At 64.7% G+C, this 20,811-nt stretch carries 16 protein-coding genes, 1 tRNA gene and 1 pseudogene; all 18 read right to left on the reverse strand.

Features of this window, described 5'->3' with window-relative positions; genetic code table 11:
* Nucleotides 1–329: 329 nt before the first annotated feature.
* The 18 genes and pseudogenes from LOC59_RS11265 to LOC59_RS11350 all read right to left on the reverse strand — a co-directional run bounded on the left by LOC59_RS11265 (nt 330) and on the right by LOC59_RS11350 (nt 20,754).
* On the reverse strand, nt 330–788 hold the full coding sequence (locus tag LOC59_RS11265) for a hypothetical protein (protein WP_229971997.1): 459 nt from the start codon (nt 786–788) through the stop codon (nt 330–332).
* A gap of 1,493 nt (nt 789–2,281) precedes the next feature.
* Nucleotides 2,282–2,354, reverse strand: a tRNA-Leu gene (locus LOC59_RS11270).
* A 153-nt stretch (nt 2,355–2,507) separates the two neighbouring features.
* Nucleotides 2,508–3,890 carry an NAD(P)/FAD-dependent oxidoreductase gene (locus LOC59_RS11275; RefSeq protein WP_227895189.1) on the reverse strand — a complete coding sequence of 461 codons (1,383 nt, stop codon included), beginning with the start codon at nt 3,888–3,890 and terminating at the stop codon, nt 2,508–2,510.
* Nucleotides 3,891–3,969: 79 nt separating this feature from the next.
* The gene (locus tag LOC59_RS11280) at nt 3,970–5,337 is read right to left on the reverse strand and encodes a S8 family serine peptidase (RefSeq protein WP_229971999.1); all 1,368 of its coding nucleotides are present in this window, start codon (nt 5,335–5,337) and stop codon (nt 3,970–3,972) included.
* A gap of 38 nt (nt 5,338–5,375) precedes the next feature.
* Nucleotides 5,376–6,344 carry a Ppx/GppA phosphatase family protein gene (locus tag LOC59_RS11285; protein WP_227916518.1) on the reverse strand — a complete coding sequence of 323 codons (969 nt, stop codon included), beginning with the start codon at nt 6,342–6,344 and terminating at the stop codon, nt 5,376–5,378.
* A 105-nt stretch (nt 6,345–6,449) separates the two neighbouring features.
* Nucleotides 6,450–7,019, reverse strand: a pseudogene (locus tag LOC59_RS11290) (DUF501 domain-containing protein); the annotation flags it as partial.
* 120 nt (nt 7,020–7,139) lie between these two features.
* Complete coding sequence (locus tag LOC59_RS11295; RefSeq protein ID WP_229972000.1) at nt 7,140–7,895, reverse strand: FtsB family cell division protein; 756 nt, start codon at nt 7,893–7,895, stop codon at nt 7,140–7,142.
* Nucleotides 7,896–7,998: 103 nt separating this feature from the next.
* A complete protein-coding gene (gene eno / locus LOC59_RS11300) occupies nt 7,999–9,279 on the reverse strand; it encodes a phosphopyruvate hydratase (RefSeq protein WP_229972002.1) in 1,281 nt (426 codons plus the stop codon).
* A 118-nt stretch (nt 9,280–9,397) separates the two neighbouring features.
* Complete coding sequence (locus LOC59_RS11305) at nt 9,398–10,090, reverse strand: MazG nucleotide pyrophosphohydrolase domain-containing protein (RefSeq protein WP_229972004.1); 693 nt, start codon at nt 10,088–10,090, stop codon at nt 9,398–9,400.
* Complete coding sequence (locus LOC59_RS11310) at nt 10,083–11,222, reverse strand: adenosine deaminase (protein WP_229972172.1); 1,140 nt, start codon at nt 11,220–11,222, stop codon at nt 10,083–10,085. The genes LOC59_RS11305 and LOC59_RS11310 overlap by 8 nt, the downstream gene beginning before the upstream one ends.
* 45 nt (nt 11,223–11,267) lie before the next feature.
* Entirely contained in the window at nt 11,268–11,912 is a 645-nt protein-coding gene (locus LOC59_RS11315; RefSeq protein ID WP_227916516.1) for a DedA family protein, read from the reverse strand.
* 256 nt (nt 11,913–12,168) lie between these two features.
* Nucleotides 12,169–13,455: a thymidine phosphorylase gene (locus tag LOC59_RS11320; RefSeq protein WP_229972006.1), complete on the reverse strand. Its 1,287-nt coding sequence runs from the start codon at nt 13,453–13,455 to the stop codon at nt 12,169–12,171.
* Nucleotides 13,452–13,886: a cytidine deaminase gene (locus tag LOC59_RS11325; protein ID WP_227895195.1), complete on the reverse strand. Its 435-nt coding sequence runs from the start codon at nt 13,884–13,886 to the stop codon at nt 13,452–13,454. Before LOC59_RS11325 ends, LOC59_RS11320 begins: the two co-directional genes overlap by 4 nt.
* Before the next feature lie 19 nt (nt 13,887–13,905).
* Nucleotides 13,906–15,195 carry an ABC transporter permease gene (locus LOC59_RS11330; RefSeq protein ID WP_227895196.1) on the reverse strand — a complete coding sequence of 430 codons (1,290 nt, stop codon included), beginning with the start codon at nt 15,193–15,195 and terminating at the stop codon, nt 13,906–13,908.
* Entirely contained in the window at nt 15,192–16,448 is a 1,257-nt protein-coding gene (locus LOC59_RS11335) for an ABC transporter permease (RefSeq protein ID WP_227895349.1), read from the reverse strand. Before LOC59_RS11335 ends, LOC59_RS11330 begins: the two co-directional genes overlap by 4 nt.
* Before the next feature lie 107 nt (nt 16,449–16,555).
* Nucleotides 16,556–18,100 carry an ABC transporter ATP-binding protein gene (locus tag LOC59_RS11340; protein WP_227895197.1) on the reverse strand — a complete coding sequence of 515 codons (1,545 nt, stop codon included), beginning with the start codon at nt 18,098–18,100 and terminating at the stop codon, nt 16,556–16,558.
* 135 nt (nt 18,101–18,235) lie between these two features.
* Entirely contained in the window at nt 18,236–19,354 is a 1,119-nt protein-coding gene (locus tag LOC59_RS11345; protein ID WP_423721457.1) for a BMP family lipoprotein, read from the reverse strand.
* A gap of 233 nt (nt 19,355–19,587) precedes the next feature.
* The gene (locus tag LOC59_RS11350) at nt 19,588–20,754 is read right to left on the reverse strand and encodes an amidohydrolase (protein WP_423723857.1); all 1,167 of its coding nucleotides are present in this window, start codon (nt 20,752–20,754) and stop codon (nt 19,588–19,590) included.
* Nucleotides 20,755–20,811 lie beyond the last annotated feature (57 nt).

Raw genomic sequence — 20,811 nt, forward strand, 5'->3', positions numbered from 1 at the left:
GACATCCCGGCCTTGTCCCTGCATGACCTTCGTTCCACAGACGGCCCCGAGAGTGTCCCCGGAAGTTTCCTTCGACCATCAGGCAATTCTGCCGCTTAGGGAAGGTGGCGCTCCACCAAGTGCCCACCGCGAACTGAGGAAGACCAAGCTGCCCTCCCTCGGAGTTCCCGCTGCCAGCTCTACGTCACGGGCCCGGAAATCTGGTCCTGCCCCGTTCACCGCCGTGTCCGCAACAACCACGGCTGAGTGGACCCGAAGACTACAGCTCAGATTCGCTGGTGGGACAGCAGCTGCCCGGCGGAAGACTCTCTGAATACGCCACCGCGCCCTCACTCGCGCAGTTTGACCCCGGTCATACCTTCAAGTTCCTTTGCCCCCCAAATGCGCGCTTCCCGTGAATCCCGGACAACCTGTTCTCGAGAAAACTCCGCCAGATTGTGCCAATTAAGAGCGACGGAACACAACGTTGACGTCATATGATTCAGAATCCCAAAGGATTTCTCGGGCTCGCCCCATTCGCCCTTCTGTAGTTCAACGGCATGGTTCGTTGCTGCACCTAGAAGGAGACTTTCCCATTTGTGCAATTCGCGGGCCATGTCAGTCGGGCCGAGCTCCAGCTGCCAACGCACTACGGCACTTCGTAGAGAAGCTATTTCGGAATTGACGCTCTCGAACGACTGGCGTGCAGCCGGAATCAAGCCCGTCGCAGAGGCAATTATGTCTGCGATGGCGGCCTTTTCTCTGACTAGGCCTGCTTCGATGCGCTGGGCCTTCAGTTGCAGTTCCACGAGTTCCTGCTGTTTACGGTTCGATCGCTTTAGCACAGACACGGCAACCCAGGCCGCCAGGAGCGCAGCGGGTATGGCACCTATTGTGCCGGACCAGAGCTGAGCCCAAACACCTTCGTCAATCCCCCAGAATTCCCCCAGAACTATTCCCCGAAACATGCGCCTGAGTCTACGGGAGGTGCGCCGAGGGGTGCGTTCGTCGCTGTCATAGCACCCACGCGCCTCGCCGAAAGGTGCACAGTCACCCCAGACTCCGCCGCCCCAGTCTCCGGGGAATAGACGGTGCCATAAGGAGGCCATCGGTGACTCACGATCGGGAAGTCAGATACTCTGCCAGCCCTGACCCGATAGTTGCCTTGGGCTAGGGCATGATTTCGCCGAGGTGCGAAATGCTCCCAGGTATTTGCAGTGCCAGGCCAACCATGACGGGGTATATCAGGTTCTCCCTAATTTTTTGCCAGCGCCCTGGGTCCTTGGACGCGGTACCCGCCGCGTTTACAGAAACGAGTAAGCGGTCGAGGGCCGTCCGCAACTCAAAGTCTCCGTAGAGCTCGTAGTCTTCAAGGCAGTTCGACGCGTGTCTCAGGACGCCGTTGAGGTGCTGTCGGAGCGGGAGAGGCAGAGAATGATCGTCAGCCAGGGCGGACCTTACGTCATCCAGAGTGTTGGCAATATCGGTGCGGTCCTTTTCGCCTAGTGACGGTAGATCCCGATCCAGAGTATCCGCGAGGTTCTCGAGTACATCCAGATCGTGATCGCTGTCGAAAACTGCCCCTGGAATTGCATGTACCCAGGAATGCGGGTAGGCCAAAACCCACGATTGCCAACGTGGCAGCGCGGAACGGAAGGACCGCGTCCTACGCCCCGCAGCATCCATCCCGGCGAGCAGCTCTTCTATGTCCCTCAGGTACCCAGTTGCGATCAAGGTTTGGCGAAGCACCTCATCGTCAGTCCCTTGAACCTCGAGTCTAGTGTTGCGAACCCCTCCGCCGGGGCTCACACGCCAACGCTCGAGCTGTAGAAGTAGAAGCGCCGCGGGGTTTGCCATTGTTGGTCCTTTTGAACAGAAGTGATCGTGACTTCATCAAGGGTAGGCGAGCACGACCTCTATGCGGCTCAAATAAGCACGACGGCAATCCGCGGCAAAAGTGGAACAAGTCATTCACCGCCAGCAACGACGTCTTTGGACCGTCAGAAAAGTGGCGTGCCGGATCCATCAGCAGACCATCCGGCACTCTCCGGGTTCACTGTCGTTTTCCAACAGTCCTCTGCCGCCTCGACAGAAAGTTCCATCCTGACCACGATTGCCTTGCCTGCAATGAGTCCCCCCGGCAGTGTCAAGGATCACGCCGGAAGCCGTGCGGCGGGACTCCTGTGTCTCTTGGCAGTCCAACGTAGGCATGAAAACGAAAAAAGCCCAGTTCCTCACTCGCCGGGGACCGTTTTTGTCTCCCTGAACCGGAAAGACGCACTCCCCTTTTCAAGGAGACTTGTACCCCAGGTCGGACTCGAACCGACAACACACAGATTTTAAGTCCGCTGCCTCTGCCATTGGGCTACTGGGGCTCCACACACCGCGGCACGACGGCAGTTAACCGCGTTCCAAGCGCATAGACCAGCCTACTTGAGCGGCGGGGACGGCAGGAAACAGGGTTAACGCCAACGGCGGCCACCGGCGGATATCCAGTGGCCGCCGTTGTATGGCGGTTCGCGTACTGCTTACTTGCCGGCAGGCTTCTTGGCGGGCGTTGCAGCCTCCACGAATGCCTTGCGCGGGTTCTTCAGGTGGATCAGCTGCGTGAAGTCGCGGCCGAACCAGAAGTTCGCCGCCCAGCCGGAGATGACGCGGAACTTGCGCTCGAACATCGGCATGGCCATTCCGTGGTAGCCGCGGTGGGCCAGCCAGGCCGGGAGGCCCTTCATGCCGAAGCCCATGATGTTCGCAACGCCCTTGTACTGGCCCATGCCGGCCACGGCGCCGAGGTTCTTGTGGCGGTATTCCTGGACGCTGCCCTCACCGTAGCGTGCAGCAAGGAGGTTCTTGGCCAGGCGCTTGGCCTGGCGGACGGCGTGCTGGGCGTTCGGCACGCAGAAGCCTCCGACGCCGCCGCCGGTCAGGTCGGGCACTGCCGAAACGTCGCCGGCCGCCCAGGCACCCTCGAGGGGGCCGTCGTCGCCGGTGATCCGCAGTTCGGCGTTGGCACGCACGCGGCCGCGGTCATCGATCGGGAAGTCGGTGGCGCGGACCATCGGGTTGGCCTGAACACCGGCAGTCCAGATGAGGGTATCGGCCTCGAATTCGCCGGCCGGGGACTTGTCGGCCATGTTGATGAGCTTCAGCAGGCCGCCTTCGGCGCTGGCCAGCGAGGTGTTGAGCAGGACTTCGATGCCGCGCTCACGCATGGAGGAGACAACCCATTCGGCCTGGTCGGGCTTGACCTCGGGCATGACGCGGCCCATTGCTTCAATCATCACGAAGCGCAGGTCTTCACGCTTGAGGCGGTTGTTCTCGCGCACGGCGCCGCGGGCCATGTCTTCGATTTCGGTGATGGTCTCAATGCCGGCGAAGCCGCCGCCGACGACGACGAAGGTCAGTGCGCGGGCGCGGGCAGCCTGGTCGGTCATCAGGGAGGCGGTCTCGATGCGCTCGAGCACCTTGTTGCGCATCTCCACTGCTTCTTCGATCGTTTTCATGCCGATGCCGGCTTCGGCCAGGCCCGGGATGGGGAAGGTCCGGGTAATGGAACCGGCAGCAATAACGATGTCGCGGTAGCTGAGCTCGAACGGCTCGCCTCCGTCGGCGGGCTCCACGGTGGCCGTGTGGGTGGCGTGGTTGACCGCGGTGACCTTGCCCGAAATGAGCTCGGTCTCCTTCAGGTGCATGCGGTGCGAAACTACAGCGTTACGTGCGTTGATGGTTCCTGCAGCGACCTCAGGCAGGAAGGGCTGGTACGTCATGTACGGCAGCGGATCCACCACCGTGACGATCCCGCCGTGCTTCTTGACCTGCTTCTGCAGGTTCTTGGCTACGTAGAGTCCGACGTAGCCACCGCCAACCACGAGTACGCGTGGACGATCAGAGAACTGTGAGTGCGATGCCATAGCAAATATCCTACCCGACTTGTGAAAGTCTTCACGAAGTGTTCCGCAGTATGTTTCCACCCGGCCGCCCCAGTGCTTGTCAGGCGGAGCGGGAAGGTTCCATCTTCTGTTCTTCCCCGCCGGCGAGGTCCTCCGGAACGGCGCCGGCGGACGCCTCGGCGGAGCGCCGGATGCGCAGGACGGCGATGCTTCCGCCGGCACCAACCAGCAGGATCAGTCCGGCGAAGCCCAGGACCAGCACGGCTGGCAGCGGGTCTTCTTCAGTGTAGGGTTCAGCCGCGGTGGGCACCCGGGGTTCCGGAATATCCGGCAGGGCCTCGCTGACCGGTTCAGGTCCGGCCGGTGCGGCCGGAGCCTCGCCGCGGCGGTGGATCCGGATCCATTCTTCAATGGTTCCGAGTGGATTACCCGCCACCGCGGGAACGTCTGCGTTCAACGCTGCGTTGGCGTCGATAATGCCGTAGCCGTAGATGGTATCCCTGCCCGGGACTCCGCCGTCCTTGGCCGTGGTGATGATCCGGTTGATTACCTGGGCCGCCGTCAGTTCCGGGTAGGCGGACCGGATCAGGGCCGCAACGCCGGACACCAGGGGTGCCGCTGCGGAGGTGCCGGACCACTCGGCGTACCGGGAGGCGCCCTCCGGGAGCCCGCCGACCAGGTTCTCGGCAGGCGCGGCGACTCCGATGCTGATGCCTTCGGAGGAGGAGTCCCAGCTCGCCTTTCCTTCCCGGTCCAGGCCGGCGACGGTCAGCACGCCCGGGATGGTGGCCGGTGCTCCAACCTGGATCATGCCGACGCCGCGGTTTCCCGCTGCGGCAACAATGACGACGTCGTTCTGCTCTGCGTAAAGGAAGGCGTCGTCCCAGCTCTCCGGCCACGCGGTGGACGAAGAACCCAGTGACATGTTGATCACCTTCGCGCCGTTGTCCACTGCCCAGCGCACCGCGTTGGGCAGCTGCTGGTCAATCGGAACGCCGCCGGGATTTGCTTCGCCAATCCAGGCCGAAACCGTCAGCAGTTCGGCCTTGGGCGCTACGCCGATAATCCCGTCGGGTCCCTTGCCCGGGCCCTTGTAATCCTTGCCGTCCCCGTCGTCGCCCTCCTTGCCGGCATGCCCGCGGCCCGCCAGCAGGGTGGCAACCAGCGTCCCGTGCTCGGGGTTGACGCCCAGTCCCCTGCCGCCGGACGGATCACCGGCTCCGGACACGTCGGTTCCTCCGGCGATGGCACCGGCCAGGTCGGGGTGGGAAGGGTCGACGCCGGTGTCGATGACCGCCACCTTGACCCCTTCGCCCTGGGACTTCTTCCAGGCTTCGGTGATGCCGTAGTCGGCCAGCCAGTATTCCTTGTCCCGCCACTCATCGGCGTGGGCCGGCCCAGCTGCTGCCAGCTGGATCAGCAGGACCGCGGTCAGGGACAGGGCGCCGGTACCCGCAGCGCGTCTCATCGCGGCGCCCTTAGGGCGCCGCACCGTTCTTTCCGCGCTCACCGCAGCGTACTCAGTGCGATGCCGTCGAGGATGTCGTGCTCGGAAGTCACAGCGGACTCCACGCGTCCGTCAGTCAGTTCGGCCATGCGGTCCACGATCGTCTTCCAGATGAGGGCGCCGGCGCCAATGACGTCCACGCGGCCGGGGTGCATGTAGGGCAGGGCGGCCCTTTCGTCGTGTGACATATGCAGGAGCGACCGCGCTGCGTCGCCGATCGCTTCGGCGCTCAGTTCGCTGCCGTGGATCGCCGCGGAGGAGTATTCCGGAAGTTTCAGGGCATGGGCGCTCACCGTGGTGATCGTCCCGGCAACCCCCACAAGCCTGTCGGCCGTGGAGAGCGGTACGGTCTCCAGGACCTGCGCGACCATATCCAGGATGTCTCCCCGTGCCATGGCGATCTGGGCGTCGGTGGGAGGATCGGAAACGAGGTGGCGCTCGGTGAAGCGGACGCAGCCCATGTCGGTGCTCTTGGCGGCCAGCACACCCTCGGACGTGCCGAGCACGAACTCCGTCGAGCCGCCGCCAAGGTCCACGACCAGCGTTCGGGTTCCGTCGCCGGCAGGCAGGACGCTGGTGGCACCGGCAAAGGACAGTCCCGCTTCCTCGTCGCCGCTGATGACTTCCGGGCTCACGCCCAGCCGGGCGCGGACACCCTCCATGAATTCCTCACGGTTCTCCGCGTCACGCGTTGCGGAAGTGGCCACGAAACGGACCTTCTCAGCGCCGTGTTCCTTGATCAGGGCGGCGTATTCATCGGTCGCCGCAAAGGTGCGGTCCAGCGCTTCAGGAGAGAGGCGGCCTGTGGCATCGACCCCTTCGCCCAGCCGGACAATACGCATCAGGCGCACGACGTCGGTGAGCTTGGTGACGCCGTCGGCGGTTTCGGCATCGGCAATCAGCAGGCGGATCGAATTGGTTCCGCAGTCCACTGCAGCTACCCGGACCACGTGGTTCGCGTTTTCCATGGCCTTCTCCCCTTCTCCGGCCGCTTCCTGCTCCGCAGCGGCCGCCGCGCGCCGGGCAGCGCGCTTGCGGTCCAGCTCAGCAGCCGAAAGTCCCTGCGTCTTCGTGTGGCGGCTCAGGTCCCGCGAAGGTGCCGGCCCGTCAACCGCCCATGCGCCCTCACAATAGCAGCGCTCACGCGTCCACCATTCGGAGATGGCTTCCAGTGCTTCGTCGCCCAGGGGGTTCACGCCGGGGCCGGCCGCCAGGGAGTGGCCGACCAGCACGTGCAGGCACTTGACGCGGGTTGGCATTCCGCCGGCTGAAACGCCGTCGATCTCCGGAACCGGTCCGGTGCCCGTGCGTTCCCCGATCTCATTGCGGACCTGGAGATAGGCCTCATGGGCCTCGCGGTAGCGCGCAGCCAGTTCGGGATCAGTCTCCAGCCGGGCAGTCATTTCGGTCATCATTCCCGCGGCCTCCAGCCGGGAAACCGCGGAAGTGATCACCGGGTGGGTCAGGTAATACGTCGTGGGGAAGGGAATTCCGTTGCCCAGCCGGGGTGCCGTGGTGGCCACCAGCGGGTTGCCGCAGATGCAGCGGGCGCCGATCTCGACGACGTCGCGCACCGGCCGTCCGAGCTGCCGGCTCAGGGTCTCCAGATCGTCCTGGGTCGGTGTGAGCTGGTCAGGGGTCATGCGGCGAAGGTCCTTCCTGGGGGTCCACCAAGGACCCAAGGTGTAGCTGTCTCAGTCATCCAGCCTACTGTGCCCAGAGGGAAACCGGTTCCCCTCCGATGTTCCCGGACCGCATGCCGGTTACGGCGCAGTGGCGGAACGGAGGACCGAATCCCACAGCGCATCGACCCACTCCAGGTCTTGCGGCGCCTCTGCCGCGGCCTGTTCCTCGATCTCCTCGACTCCGTTCTCGCCCTTGACCAGGTAGCGGGTTTCGCCGGGCATCACCAGGAAGATCCGCTCCCGTGCCTGTGCCTTGATGAAGGCCGGGTCTTCCCACCGGTCAAGTGTCTGCTTGAGCTCGGCTCCTGCCTCCTGCTCCCGGGCAATCTCAGCCTCCAGGGCAGCGATTTCGGAGCGCTGCTGGAGATAGGTCCGCACCGAGGGCGCAAGCAGGACAGTGACTACCACCATCACAATGCCCAGTGCCAGCAGCCGCCCGGAGAACGACTTCGCCGGGACGGGCTGCAGGGGTGCGTCCGTCCGCGGGGAGGCCTGTGCCGGTTCGCTGCCGCCGGCCGAGACACCGCTTCGGATTTCGGCGGCAAGTTCCTGCCGTGCGGCGGCGCGGGCAGCCGAGGCGCTTTGTGCCTCTGAGTCCTTCTGTGACTTCGGCTGCCGAGGCTTGCGGCCTGCCGGTTTCTGGGCCTTGCTGCCCGTGGGCGTGCCGGGCGCCTTGCTGCCGGTGGGCGTGCCGGGGGCCGTGCTGCCCGTTGCCGGAGCGCCTGCCTTGCTGCCCGTCGGTGCTGCCTGCCCATCGGCATCCCGGCGGGCGCGGGGCGCGGCCGGAAGTCCGTCGGCCGCCGGCTTGGGGACCTTGGGTCGTCGGGTGGACATGGGGCTCCTTGCGTGGCGGACTCTGTGGATCTGGGTGTCCGCCGGTGAAAACGACGACGGCGGGCACCCCCGTATTCGAGGGTACCCACCGCCGGTGTACTTGCTAGGCCGTGAAACGCGGGAAAGCGCTGCGTCCTGCGTAGCGTGCGGCGTCGTCGAGCTCTTCTTCGATGCGCAGCAGCTGGTTGTACTTCGCCACGCGCTCTGAGCGGGCCGGGGCACCGGTCTTGATCTGCCCGGCGTTGGTGGCCACGCAGATGTCGGCAATGGTGGTGTCCTCGGTTTCGCCGGAGCGGTGCGAGGTGATCGTGGTGTAGCCGGCGCGCTGGGCCATGGTGATGGCGTCCAGGGTCTCAGACAGGGTGCCGATCTGGTTGACCTTCACCAGCAGCGAGTTGGCGGCGTTTTCCTTGATGCCGGTCTCGAGGCGGGCGGGGTTGGTGACGAAAAGATCGTCGCCAACCAGCTGGACCTTGTCCCCGAGGCTGGCGGTGAGGGCCTTCCAGCCTTCCCAGTCGTTCTCGTCCAGCGGATCTTCGATGGAGACCAGCGGGTAGTCGCGCACCAGTTCCTCGTAGTACGCGGACATTTCCTCCGCGCTGCGGTTCTGGCCTTCGAAGACGTAGGAGCCGTCCTTGAAGAACTCGGAGGAGGCAACGTCCAGGGCCAGCGCGATGTCGGTTCCCGGCGTGTAACCGGCCCGCGTGATCGCTTCGAGGATCAGGTCCAGGGCTGCACGGTTGGACGGCAGGTTCGGCGCGAAGCCGCCTTCGTCGCCGAGGCCGGTGGACAGGCCCTGCTCCTTCAGCACGGACTTGAGGTTGTGGTAAACCTCAACGCCCCAGCGCAGGCCCTCCGAGTAGGTGTCCGCACCCAGCGGAACAATCATGAATTCCTGGATGTCGACGTCGGAATCCGCGTGGGAGCCGCCGTTGAGGATGTTCATCAGCGGCACGGGCAGGATGTGCGCGTTCGGTCCGCCGAGGTAACGGTAGAGCGGCAGGGCTGCAGACTCTGCTGCGGCACGGGCCACGGCGAGGGAGACGCCGAGGATGGCGTTGGCGCCCAGGCCCGACTTGTTCTCGGTACCGTCCAGGTCGATCATGGCCTGGTCGATGGCACGCTGGTCGGCGGCGTCGAAGCCCAGCAGCGCCGGCTGGATCTGGTCGATCACGGCTTCTACGGCCTGGAGCACGCCCTTGCCCTGGTAGCGGTCCTTTTCGCCGTCGCGGCGCTCGTTGGCTTCAAAGGCGCCGGTGGAAGCACCGGAGGGAACGGCGGCACGTCCGAACGTGTCATCGTCGAGCAGGACCTCGACCTCCACGGTCGGGTTTCCCCGGGAATCAAGGATCTCTCGGGCGTGGATGGCATCAATGATGGCCATGGGAATGCTCCTGTTCATTGGAACTTGAGGGTGGAAACTACAGCCGGGCCTATGACGGGGACCACGCTGTCTGCTTCCAGACTAGTGGAATCCCGGCCCGTAGTAAGGACCGGGGGCGTCATTCAGTAACGGGAGGCGCCGCAGCCGTAAAACGGCGGACAGCGGCACGCAGGGCGGCTTCGGGATCGAGGCCGCGTTCAGTGGCCTGGCGCACCGTTTCGAACAGCAGCCCGCCGAGTTCCTCTTCGCCGTCCCAGGCAGGTACTGTTCCGTCCGCCGCGGGAACGGACAGACCGGCCCTGCGGGCCCTGGACTGCGCTTTCGCGGCCAGGGCGAGGGCCGGGAGGGAAGCCGGAATACCGTCGAACGGGCTTGCCCGGTGGGGCTTCTCGGTCTTCTTCACGGCATCCCAGGCACGCTCAATTTCCGTCTGGTCCTCAGTGGTTGCCTCCGTCAGTGTGCCGTCGGCCTTGAAGACGTGGGGATTGCGCCGGATCATTTTCCGGGTAAGCGATTCGACGACGTCGGCAATGGAGAAATGGCCGGCTTCTTCCTGGAGCCGGGCATGCAGCAGCACCTGGAACAGGACGTCCCCGAGTTCGCCGCTCAGTTCAGCGGCATCCGCTGCCCCGGTGTGGCCGGTTTCCACCGCCTCGATGACTTCGTAGGCTTCCTCGAGCAGGTATTCCAGGAGCGACTCGTGGGTCAGCGCACCGGTCCAGGGACAGCGTTCGCGCAGCAGGGCGATGACCTGGGCCAGACGGGCGAACGCCTGCCCCAGGTCACCGTTCCCGGATGCTTCGCTAGCCACGGGCGCGGTTGAATCCTTCGGTGATGTACCCGGCCAGGACTGCACGCTCTTCCAGCGGCAGGAACGCAGCGTTGACGGCGTTCATGGTCAGCTCCAGGATGTCGTCCAGATCGTAATCGAAGGTCTCGACCAGGAGTTCGAACTCGTCCGTCAGGCTGACACCGCTCATCAGGCGGTTATCTGTGTTCACCGTCACGATGAAGCCGGTCTGGTAGAGCAGGTCGATCGGATGCGACTCGATGTCTTCGCCGAAGGATTCCACGGCGCCGGTCTGCAGGTTCGAGGAAGGGCAGATTTCCAGGGGGATTCCCCGGTCCCGGACCCAGCCTGCCACGTCGCCCAGGGTGACCATGCCCACGGAGGTGTCGTCCCCGGCGTCGGGCGCGTCCTCATCTTCGAAGTCGACTTCAATGTCCTCGGCGATCCGCACGCCGTGGCCCAGGCGAAGTGCCCGGCCGTGGACCAGGGCGTCCACGATGCTCTCCACGCCCGCGGCTTCGCCGGCGTGGACAGTCACAGGAAACATCTGCTCGGCGAGGTAGGTAAAGGCATCCTTGAAGCGCGACGGCGGGAAGCCGTCCTCGGCTCCGGCAATGTCAAAGCCCACGGCGCCGCGGTCCCGGTGGCGGACAGCGAGTTCGGCAATCTCCATGCCGCGGTCGCCGTGGCGCATGGCGGTGATGAGCTGGCCTGCCTGAATCAGGTGTCCATTGGCTTCGGCATCGGCGACGCCTTCCTCCAGGCCGGCCTGCACAGCTTCAACGGCCTCGTCCAGGCTGAGTCCGCCGCGCAGGTGCTGCTCGGGCGCCCAGCGGACTTCGGCGTAGACCACGCCGTCCTCCACCAGGTCTTCAACGAACTCGCGGGCAACCCGGGTAAGGCCCTCACGGGTTTGCATGACCGCGATGGTGTGGTCGAAGGTTTCCAGGTAGCGGACCAGCGAGCCGGAGTTCGCCGATTCACGGAACCACTCCCCCAGGGCGACGGGGTCGGTGGACGGCAGGGTGTGGCCTGCGGCCTCGGCAAGCTCCACGATCGTTCCCGGGCGCAGTCCGCCGTCGAGGTGGTCGTGGAGGGAAACCTTGGGCAGCACGCGGATGTCGAAGGAGGAAAGGGCAGCGGGATTCGTCATGGGCTCAGTCACATGCCAACTCTACGTGAGGGTCACCGGGCGCGCTTAAGGCTCGGAGCTGACGCTCTCTTCCAGCGGCTGGCTGGTGCGGATAGGAGTCGGTCCGCGGAGTTTGGCGATGATCCGGTCGATGATCAGGCCCAGGACCAGCGCGACGGCGACGGCCACGACGACGGCGAGCAGGTGGTTCTCCTTGAACCAGGCCCCCGCGAGGGCGCCGATGGCCACGGAGTAGGCCGCCCACAGAATCGCTGACATGCCCGTCAGCGCCACGAACATCCGCCGCGGGAAGCGGGTGGCTCCTGCGGTCAGGTTCACCACCACCCGGCCCACGGGGATGAACCGTGCGATCAGGATCAGGGACACAGCCCGTTTCTCTAACTCACGTCCTGCCCACACGAAGCCACGCTGCATCCGTGGCCCGCGCATCCAGCCGAACCTGTCAGTGCGCAGTGTCCGGCCCAGGGCGTAGGCGATGTTATCGCCGATGAAGGCGCCGGCTGCGGCTGAGACGGCGATCAGCCAGACGTTCGGTCCGCCGTCCAGGAACACGAGTGCGGCCAGCCCGACCACGAGTGATTCGCTGGGGATGGGGGGAAAGAATCCGTCCAGCAGGCAACAGGCGAAGAGCACCAAATAGACCCAGGGATCCCCTGAGTAGGCCAGGACGAATTCGTTGATGTTGTCCATTACGGCGTTAAGAACGTCCAATGGGCGGCACTCCTCGGGTAGATATCTGTATCTACAACGATGCCACTTCCGAAAGGGTGCCCGCGATCGGGTATGACCCCGGAGTTCCCCTGAGGAACTGCGCAGGACCCCCTAAAGGTCCCGTTGGAAACCCTGAGGCTCTTTCTCCCTCCTTCCCCCTCGAGATAGCAGAAACTGCCCGTATGAGAGCTCATACGGGCAGTTTCTGTCATCTCAGTGAGGGGAGGTGCGGGACCTAGCTGATCCGGTCGAGGATCAGCGGTGCGACGGCACCGGCGGCCGGGGAAATCGTGGTGGCGTCCGCCAGCACTTCCTTGGCCCGGTCGAACTTCTCCGGGGTGTCCGTCAGCAGGGTCATCAGCGGGGTCCCGGCCTTGACCGTGTCGCCGGGCTTGGCGTGCAGCCGTACTCCGGCTCCGAGCTGGACCGCGTCTTCCTTCCGGGCCCGGCCGGCACCGAGCCGCCAGGCTGCGACGCCGACGGCAAGGGCATCGAGCTCCGTGAGCACCCCGTCAGCCGATGCCAGGATCGTCTCGGACTCCTTGGCCACCGGAAGGGCAGCATCCGGGTCGCCGCCCTGCGCCTTGATCATCCGGCGCCAGACGTCCATGGCACGCCCGTCCTTCAGCGCGGCCTCGGGATCGGCGTCGGGCTGCCCGGCAGCGGTGAGCATTTCACGCGCCAGTGCCACCGTCAGTTCGACGACGTCGGACGGGCCGCCGCCGGCGAGGACCTCCACCGATTCCTCCACCTCGATGGCGTTGCCCGCGGTAAGGCCCAGCGGCGTGGCCATGTTCGTGAGCAAGGCCACGGTGTTCACGCCTGCATCTTTACCGAGTGTGACCATGGTGCGGGCCAGCTCCCGGGCGTCGTCCAGGTTCTTCATGAAGGCGCCGGAGCCGACCTTGACGTCCAGCACCAGCGACCCGGTGCCTTCGGCGATCTTCTTGCTCATGATCGAGGACGCGATCAGCGGAATGGCTTCAACCGTTCCCGTGACGTCGCGCAGTGCATAGAGCTTCTTGTCCGCGGGTGCCAGCCCGGCACCGGCTGCGCAGATCACGGCGCCCACGTCGGCCAGCTGTGCCATCATTTCGTCGTTGCTCAGGGCGGCACGCCAGCCGGGAATGGCTTCGAGCTTATCCAGCGTTCCGCCGGTGTGGCCCAGGCCGCGGCCGGAGAGCTGCGGAACGGCAACCCCGAAGACCGCTACCAGCGGAGCCAGCGGCAAGGTGATCTTGTCCCCCACGCCGCCGGTGGAGTGCTTGTCCGAGGTCGGTTTGCCCAGGGAAGAGAAGTCCATCCGCTCCCCCGAGGCAATCATGGCTGCGGTCCAGCGGGAGATTTCCTCCCGGTTCATGCCGTTGAGCAGGATCGCCATGTTCAGGGCCGCCATCTGCTCATCGGCAATGGCGCCGCGGGTGTAGGCGTCGATCGTCCAGTCGATCTGTTCCGGGGAGAGTGTTCCCCGGTCCCGCTTGGTCCGGATGATGTCTACGGTGTCGAACTTCTCGGAACTCATTTGCCTGCCTCTTCCAGGTGCTGCGGCCCGAAGGCGTCCGGCAGCACTTCGTCCATGGTCCTGATTCCGCTTACGGTCAACAGCTGCATGCCCGGGGCACGGAATTCGTACAGCAGCTGGCGGCAGCGGCCGCACGGCATCAGGGTCTGGCCCTGGCCGTCTACACAGGTGAAGGCCACCAGGCGGCCTCCGCCGGTCATGTTGAGCTGGCTGATCATGGAGCACTCGGCACACAGCGTCAGGCCGTAGGAAGCGTTCTCGATGTTGCAGCCCGAGACGATCCGGCCGTCGTCGGTCAATGCCGCGGCACCCACCGGATATCGGGAGTACGGAACATAGGCGTGGGCCATGGCCTCGCGGGCAGCGTCCTGTAGGACGGCCCAGTCGACGTCGGCCGGTGCGTGGGCAGGGATGCCTGCTTCTGCATTCATTGTTTTCCTTTCGGGCTTCTCAGCCCTTGATGTACGGTATGCCGCTTGCTGCCGGTCCCCGGGACTTACCTACCACGCCGGCGACGGCGAAGATGGTCACCACGTAGGGCAGCATGGCCAGGAACTGGTTCGGGACCGGTGTGCCCAGGAGGCTCAGCACCGACTGCAGGTTCGACGCGAAGCCGAACAGCAGTGCCGCGAACAGTGCGCCGATCGGGTTCCAGCGGCCCAGGATCAGCGCAGCAAGAGCGATGTAGCCCTGGCCGGACGTCATGTCCCGGTTGAAGGAGGACACCGATACGAGGGTGAAGAACGCACCGCCGACTCCGGCCACGGCACCTGCCAGCAGGACGTTCCAGAAGCGGGTCCGGTTCACGTTCACGCCCAGGGTGTCTGCAGCCTTGGGGTGCTCACCCACGGCACGGGTGCGCAGGCCCCACTTGGTATGGAAAAGGCCGAAGTAGACGGCGGCCACGGCCACGTACATCAGGTAGCCGATGATGGACTGGTCGAAGAGGATCGGACCCAGGATCGGAATGTCGGACAGCAGCGGGATGGGAATCGACTCCAGGCGGGGCGGCGAGTTCCACTTCGCGGAGTCGGCGCTCAGCACGGTGGAGAAGAGGAATCCGGTCAGGCCGGACACCAGCACGTTCAGCACGACGCCGACGATCACCTGGTTCACGATGTATTTGATGCTGAACACGGCGAGGACCAGCGAGACCAGCACGCCGGCAATGGCTGCCGCGAACAGGCCCACAAAGGCGTTGCGTGAGAGCGAGCCTGCCACCGCAGCGGCAAAGGCGCCGAAGAGCAGCTGGCCTTCGATCGCAATGTTCACCACACCCGAGCGTTCACACAGCACGCCGGACAGCGAACCGAAGATCAGCGGGAACGCAAGGACGAAGGAACCTGCCAGCAGGCCGTAGAGCGCGACGCTGGGGCTGCGGGCACTGCCCACCGCCCAGGTAAGGAATGCAGCGACGAAGAACACCGCGAACACGGCAATCAGCCATCCTGGGATGTGCTGGTAGCGGCTGACCAGGACAAACGCATACGCTGCCGAGGCCAGCAGGACCACGGAAGCGATCCACCCGAGGACCGGAGCGGAGACCACGACGTCTGGCAGCGGGAACGCTGAGTCCCCCTCCGTCAACCGGAAGGTCACGTCAGTGGACGGCGCTCCGAGCCCAAAGACGATGAAGCCAATCAGGGCGAGGATGCCGAGCAGGATGGGTGTTTTCCAGCTGCGGATGATCTGGACGTCTGCCGGCTGGCCGGCCGGGGAAAGAGTTGTTGCGGTGCTCATGATGCTCCTTGCCCTGCATCGGCGTTTTTGGTCGTGCGCTTGCCGGACGTCTTGAACGCCCCGGGCGGCGGGATCCTGAAGATGGACCGGACCAGCGGCGGCGCGGCAATGAAGAGGACGATCAGTGACTGGACCACCAGCACAATGTCGATGTTGGTTCCCGTACTGGTCTGCATCGTGACGCCTCCGGCACGGAAGGCGCCGAAGAGCAGGCCGGCGGCAAAGGTGCCCCACGGGGTGGAACGTCCCAGGAGTGCGACTGTGATGGCGTCGAAGCCAAAGCTGGCCGCAACACCGGAGGTCAGAACGCGCTCGGTGCCGGAGACCTGTGCAACGCCGGCAAGGCCGGCAAGCGCACCGGCGATCAGCATCACGATCACGTAGCCCTTGGTCGTGTTGATGCCTGCGTTCCGGGCTGCAGCGGGGTTCGCACCAACGGCGCGAAGCTCAAAGCCGACCGTGGAGCGGTTCAGCAGCCACCAGATGAAGACCGTGGCGGCAATGGCCATGATGAAACCCCAGTGGAGGCGGAATCCGCTGCCCAGCAGGGGCGGGAACATGGCGGAATCATCCACCTGCGGGCTGATCGGGTTGGTGGAGCCCGGGCGCTGGAATCCGGGCGTGGTGAGCAGGAAGAGCACCAGCTGGATCGCGATGTAGTTCAGCATGATGGTCACGATGACCTCGTGCGCGCCGGTTCGGGCCTTGAGCAGGCCCGCTATGCCGCCCCAGATGGCACCGCCAAGCGCACCGGCAATCACAACGAGCAGCAGGTGCAGGCCTACCGGCAGGTGCCAGGTAAAGCCAACCCAGGCCGCCAGGGTTGCTCCGATGATGATCTGGCCCTGCGCACCGATGTTGAACAGCCCGGCGCGGAACGCCAGTGCGACGCCGAGGCCGGCGCAGATCAGCGGGGTCGCCACCGTCAGCGTCTGGGTCAGCGGGTAGATCATCCGGGAGAAGGTTTCGGCCTCGTTATTGAAGACCGATCCCTGGAAGAGGGCAACGTAGGCTCCCGAAGCTGCTGACCAGGCCGCGGCGAACAGGTCCGACGGCCGGGAGAAGAAGTAGGCCGATGCCTTCGCAACGTCCTCGTCGGTCAGGGCAATCAGCAGGCCGCCCACGACCAGTGCCATCAGCACGGACAGGACGGAGACCAGGGCGTTCCCGGTCACGATGCGGCGCAGGAGGGACTCCTGGGCTTCCTCGGGACGGAGTTCGGAGGCCGGCACCGGCACTGCGGGTGGCGGCATTGCTCCGCCCGCGGTCTCGGCAGAGGTCAGCAGGCGGGTTTCTTCAGCTGCCGCCTCCTCTTTCCGGTGGGCTGGATCGCCCTGCTGCCTGTGTGCTTCTTCCGGGCTCACTGCGCCCCTCCCTCGTTCTCGCTCTGCTGCGAAAGTGCGTCTTCGGCGCGCATGCCTGCCATCATCAGGCCCAGGACATCGCGCGAGGTGTTGCTCGGGACAATGCCCATGAGCTTGCCGCTGTACAGCACGGCGATCCGGTCTGCCAGCTCCAGGACTTCGTCCAGTTCGGTGGAGACGATCATGACCGGCGTTCCGCCGTCGCGCTCGGCAATGATGCGCTTGTGCAGGAACTCGATGGACCCCACATCGACGCCGCGCGTCGGCTGGGAGGCGATGAACAGCGACAGCGGGCGTGAAAGCTCCCGCGCCATGACAACCTTCTGCTGGTTGCCGCCGGACAGTGTCCCGGCGGCGGCTTCGGCTGACTGCGTACGGATATCGAACTCGTCGATCTTTTCCGCAGCGTTGGCCGCCACCACCGCAGGACGCATGGACAGTCCCTTGGCGAAGGGAGCCTTGTTGTAGCGGTTCAGGACCAGGTTCTCCGCCACGGTGAAGGGCCCGACCAGCCCATCCACGCTGCGGTCCTCGGGCACGAAGCCCACGCCTGCGTCGATGATCTGGGCGACCCGCTTGCCCACCAGTTCTTCGCCGTCCAGCTGGATCGAGCCCGTCACGTGCTCCTGCAGGCCCATAATGGCCTCGGTCAGTTCGGTCTGGCCGTTGCCCTGGACACCGGCAATGGCGAGGATCTCACCCTTGCAGATCTCGAAGCTCAGATGGTCTACCACTGCCTGGCCGGTGTCGGAAAGCACCACCAGATCGCGGACCTGGAAGGTGGCTGCTCCCGGCTGCGCCGGTTCCTTCTGCAGGTTGAGGCTGACAGAGCGGCCAACCATCATGGAGGCCAGCTCCGTAGTGGACGCGCCGGGCGCGGCATCGCCGACGACCTTGCCGCGCCGAATCACCGTAATGACATCGGAGACGGCTTTGACTTCGCGCAGTTTGTGGGAAATGAACACCACGGATTTGCCGTCGTCGCACAGCTGGCGCATGATCGCCAGCAGTTCGTCGGTCTCGCGCGGAGTGAGCACGGCGGTGGGCTCATCGAGGATCAGGACTTCGGCGTCCCGGATCAGTGCCTTGATGATCTCCACGCGCTGCTGCACGCCAACCGGCAGGTCCTCGACCACGGCGTCCGGGTCGACGTCGAACCCGTACTGGTTTGAAATCTCGCGGATGCGGGCACGGGTGGTGTCCAGGTTGAGGGCACCGGCGACCTTGGTGCTCTCATTGCCCAGGGCGACATTCTCGGCGACGGTAAAGACGGGTACCAGCATGAAGTGCTGGTGCACCATGCCGATTCCGGCAGCCATGGCATCACCCGGGCCTGAGAAGACAACGGGTTTGCCGTTGATCAGGATTTCGCCCTCTGTCGGTTCATAAAGGCCGTACAGGACGTTCATCAGCGTTGACTTGCCCGCCCCGTTTTCACCGAGAAGGCTGTGTACCTGTCCCGGCTCGATGACCAGGTCAATGTGGTCGTTGGCAACCAAGGTGCCGAAGCGCTTGGTGATGCCTTTGAGTTCGAGTTTCACAACCCCAACCAATCTGTTTGTGTCTAAGTGTTTGGGTACCCCCAGTTGGAAGGTTACCCGGAACAGAACGAACCGCCGTCCGCCCGGCTGCTGTACATCCGGACGAACGGCGGTTCTGGAAGCTGCCTGCCCCTGTTACTTGGGGCTGGCTGCGGATTCTACGGTGATTTCGCCGTCGATGATCTTCTGCTTGATTTCGTCAACGGCAGTCTTGACATCGGCCGGAACAGCGTCTTCCTGGTCGTGGTACGGAGCCAGGGTAACGCCGCCGTTCTCCAGGGTGCCGATGTACGGGGTGGAGTCGAAGTTGCCGTCCACGTCGGTGGAGATGACCTCTTCAACGGCCTCGCCCATAAGCTTCATGACGGAGGTCAGGATGAACTCCTTGCCGTTGCCGGCAGTCTCGAAGCCGTCGGAGTCGACCCAGATGACCTTGTTGTTGCCGCCGCCTGCGTTGGCTTCGACAACTGCATCGAGGGTGCCGGTACCAACCGGACCGGCAACCGGCATGATGATGTCAGCGCCTTCGTTGATGAAGTTTTCGGTGGTGGTCTTGCCGGCACCGGTGTTGGTGAAGTCACCGATGAAGGAACCGGTCTGCTCGGCCTTGTTCCAGCCGAGGACCTCGACGTTGGCGCCGTTCTCTTCGTTGTAGTAGGCAACGCCGTCAGCGAAGCCGTCCATGAAGATGGTCACGGTCGGGATGTTGATGCCGCCGTAGGTGGCGACCTTGCCCGTCTCGGACGTCCCGGCAGCTACATAGCCGGCGAGGAAGGCAGCCTGGGCCGTGTCGTAGATGATCGGCTTGACGTTATCCAGCTCGATGGAGTTGTCATCGATGATGGCGAAGTGGCTGTCAGGGTTGGCTGCTGCCACTTCCTGGGTGGCGTCGGCCAGGAGGAAGCCGACGGTGACCGTGATGTCACAGCCGTTCTGGACGACCATGGAATCCAGGTTCGGTCCGAAGTCGGTCTCCGACTGGGACTCAGCGGTCTTGATCTGAATGCCGAGGTCGGTTTCTGCAGCCTTCAGGCCCTCAAAGCCGGACTGGTTGAACGAGCGGTCATCGAATCCACCGGAGTCGGAAACCATGCAGGCCAGGAAGTCGCTGCTTGCGCTGCCGCTGGCGGCATCGGAAGAGGCGGTGTCTTCCTCCGGAGCTGCACCGCAGCCGGCCAGCAGAAGCGCGGACGCGCCCAGCATGGCGGCGGATACACCGGCATTGCGCTTAAAGCTGCGCGGGAAATTCTTCAATGTTCCTCCAGAAAAGAAATGGGATCCACCCGAGAAGTCTGCAGCACAGCCGTTCGGTGCGAATGGCCTTTCGCGCAGGCGCGTGGTGTGCGCCCCTTACCTCATGAGCGCAGCAAGACCTAACCTTAGCGGCACATCGGCCCTTGGGAAGGCAGAATCGTGACTCGGGGATCATTTGTTTACATGTTGTTATCAATAACGGCCTGCTGAAGGGCTGCCGGACCGGGCATTGCCTAGTGCCGCAGGCCCCGGGCCGCACGCACTGCCGCCGCGGCCATGACCGAAACGCCGCAGCTGATGGAGAGTTCATCAGGGTTGTAGTCCCCGCGGTGCAGGTCGTAGGTTTCCCCTCCCGGGGTACGGGTACCAAGGCGCATCATGGCTCCGGGGACTTCCTGCGTCATCCAGGCGAAATCCTCGCCGCCCATGGACTGCGGCGTCAGGACCACTGAATCTTCACCCAGTTCAGCCCGGGCAGACGCTTCAATGAGCCCTGTCTCAGCTTCGGCGTTGATGACCGGCGGCACGCCGCGGGTGTGTTCCAGGGACACCTGGACTCCGTAGGGAGCGGCAATTTCCCGCACGACGTCGTCGAGCAGCTTTCCTGCCGCGTGCCAGGCTTCGGCGTCGAGGCAGCGCATGGTCCCCGCCATGAACCCGTGGCCCGGGATCGCATTGGGTGCCGAGCCTGCGTGGATCTGCCCCCAGACCACGGAGACTCCGCTGCGGACATCAATCCTGCGGGACAGCACCGCCGGGACGCCGACTGCAATCTGGCCCAGCGCAAAGACCAGGTCCTGGGTCAGATGCGGACGGGAGGTGTGGCCGCCCTGCCCGGAGAGTTCGATCCGGATCGTGTCTGATGCCGAGGTGATGGCACCAATACGGGTACCGACCTGGCCGACGTCGACCCTCGGGTCGCAGTGCAGCGCCAGGATGCGCGGCACTCCCTCGAGGATGCCCTGCTCGATGACGGAGAGCGCCCCGCCCGGCATCACTTCCTCGGCCGGCTGGAAGATGACCCGGATCCGCCCGCCCAGTGAGCCCTGGGCTTCCAGCCGGGCCAGGACTTTCGCCGCTCCCACCATCACCGTGGTGTGGATGTCGTGACCGCAGGCATGCGCAATCCCGGTATTTACCGAGGCATAGGGCAGACCGGTCTCTTCCAGGACCGGGAGCGCATCGATGTCGGCCCGCAGCGCCAGGCGGACCGGGCCGTCACCAATGTCAACGTAGGCTCCCGTGTTCTCCAGCCGCTTGGGCTGCAGGCCGGCGCCCTCCAGCGCTTCGATAATCCGGTCGGTGGTGCGGAATTCCTTGTGCGAGAGTTCCGGATGCGAGTGCAGGTCCCGCCGGAACTCGATGAGATCGCTGAGAATCGGCGCAACACTTCCCCGGATCGAAGGAACGGGTGAACTGCTTAGTGGGGTCGTCTGCACATCTTCCAGATTAGCCAA

Origin of the sequence: Arthrobacter sp. zg-Y916 (genome assembly GCF_020907385.1) — a bacterium.
In the GTDB taxonomy this organism is placed as follows: domain Bacteria; phylum Actinomycetota; class Actinomycetes; order Actinomycetales; family Micrococcaceae; genus Arthrobacter_B; species Arthrobacter_B caoxuetaonis.

Bases quoted from the DNA above. Each gene is read 5' to 3' on its own strand.
- LOC59_RS11275 (WP_227895189.1), bottom strand. From the start codon at position 3,890: ATGGCATCGCACTCACAGTTCTCTGATCGTCCACGCGTACTCGTGGTT.
- LOC59_RS11280 (WP_229971999.1), bottom strand. From the start codon at position 5,337: ATGAGACGCGCTGCGGGTACCGGCGCCCTGTCCCTGACCGCGGTCCTG.
- LOC59_RS11285 (WP_227916518.1), bottom strand. From the start codon at position 6,344: ATGGAAAACGCGAACCACGTGGTCCGGGTAGCTGCAGTGGACTGCGGA.
- LOC59_RS11295 (WP_229972000.1), bottom strand. From the start codon at position 7,895: ATGTCCACCCGACGACCCAAGGTCCCCAAGCCGGCGGCCGACGGACTT.
- eno (WP_229972002.1), bottom strand. From the start codon at position 9,279: ATGGCCATCATTGATGCCATCCACGCCCGAGAGATCCTTGATTCCCGG.
- LOC59_RS11310 (WP_229972172.1), bottom strand. From the start codon at position 11,222: ATGACGAATCCCGCTGCCCTTTCCTCCTTCGACATCCGCGTGCTGCCC.
- LOC59_RS11315 (WP_227916516.1), bottom strand. From the start codon at position 11,912: ATGGACAACATCAACGAATTCGTCCTGGCCTACTCAGGGGATCCCTGG.
- LOC59_RS11320 (WP_229972006.1), bottom strand. From the start codon at position 13,455: ATGAGTTCCGAGAAGTTCGACACCGTAGACATCATCCGGACCAAGCGG.
- LOC59_RS11325 (WP_227895195.1), bottom strand. From the start codon at position 13,886: ATGAATGCAGAAGCAGGCATCCCTGCCCACGCACCGGCCGACGTCGAC.
- LOC59_RS11330 (WP_227895196.1), bottom strand. From the start codon at position 15,195: ATGAGCACCGCAACAACTCTTTCCCCGGCCGGCCAGCCGGCAGACGTC.
- LOC59_RS11335 (WP_227895349.1), bottom strand. From the start codon at position 16,448: ATGCCGCCACCCGCAGTGCCGGTGCCGGCCTCCGAACTCCGTCCCGAG.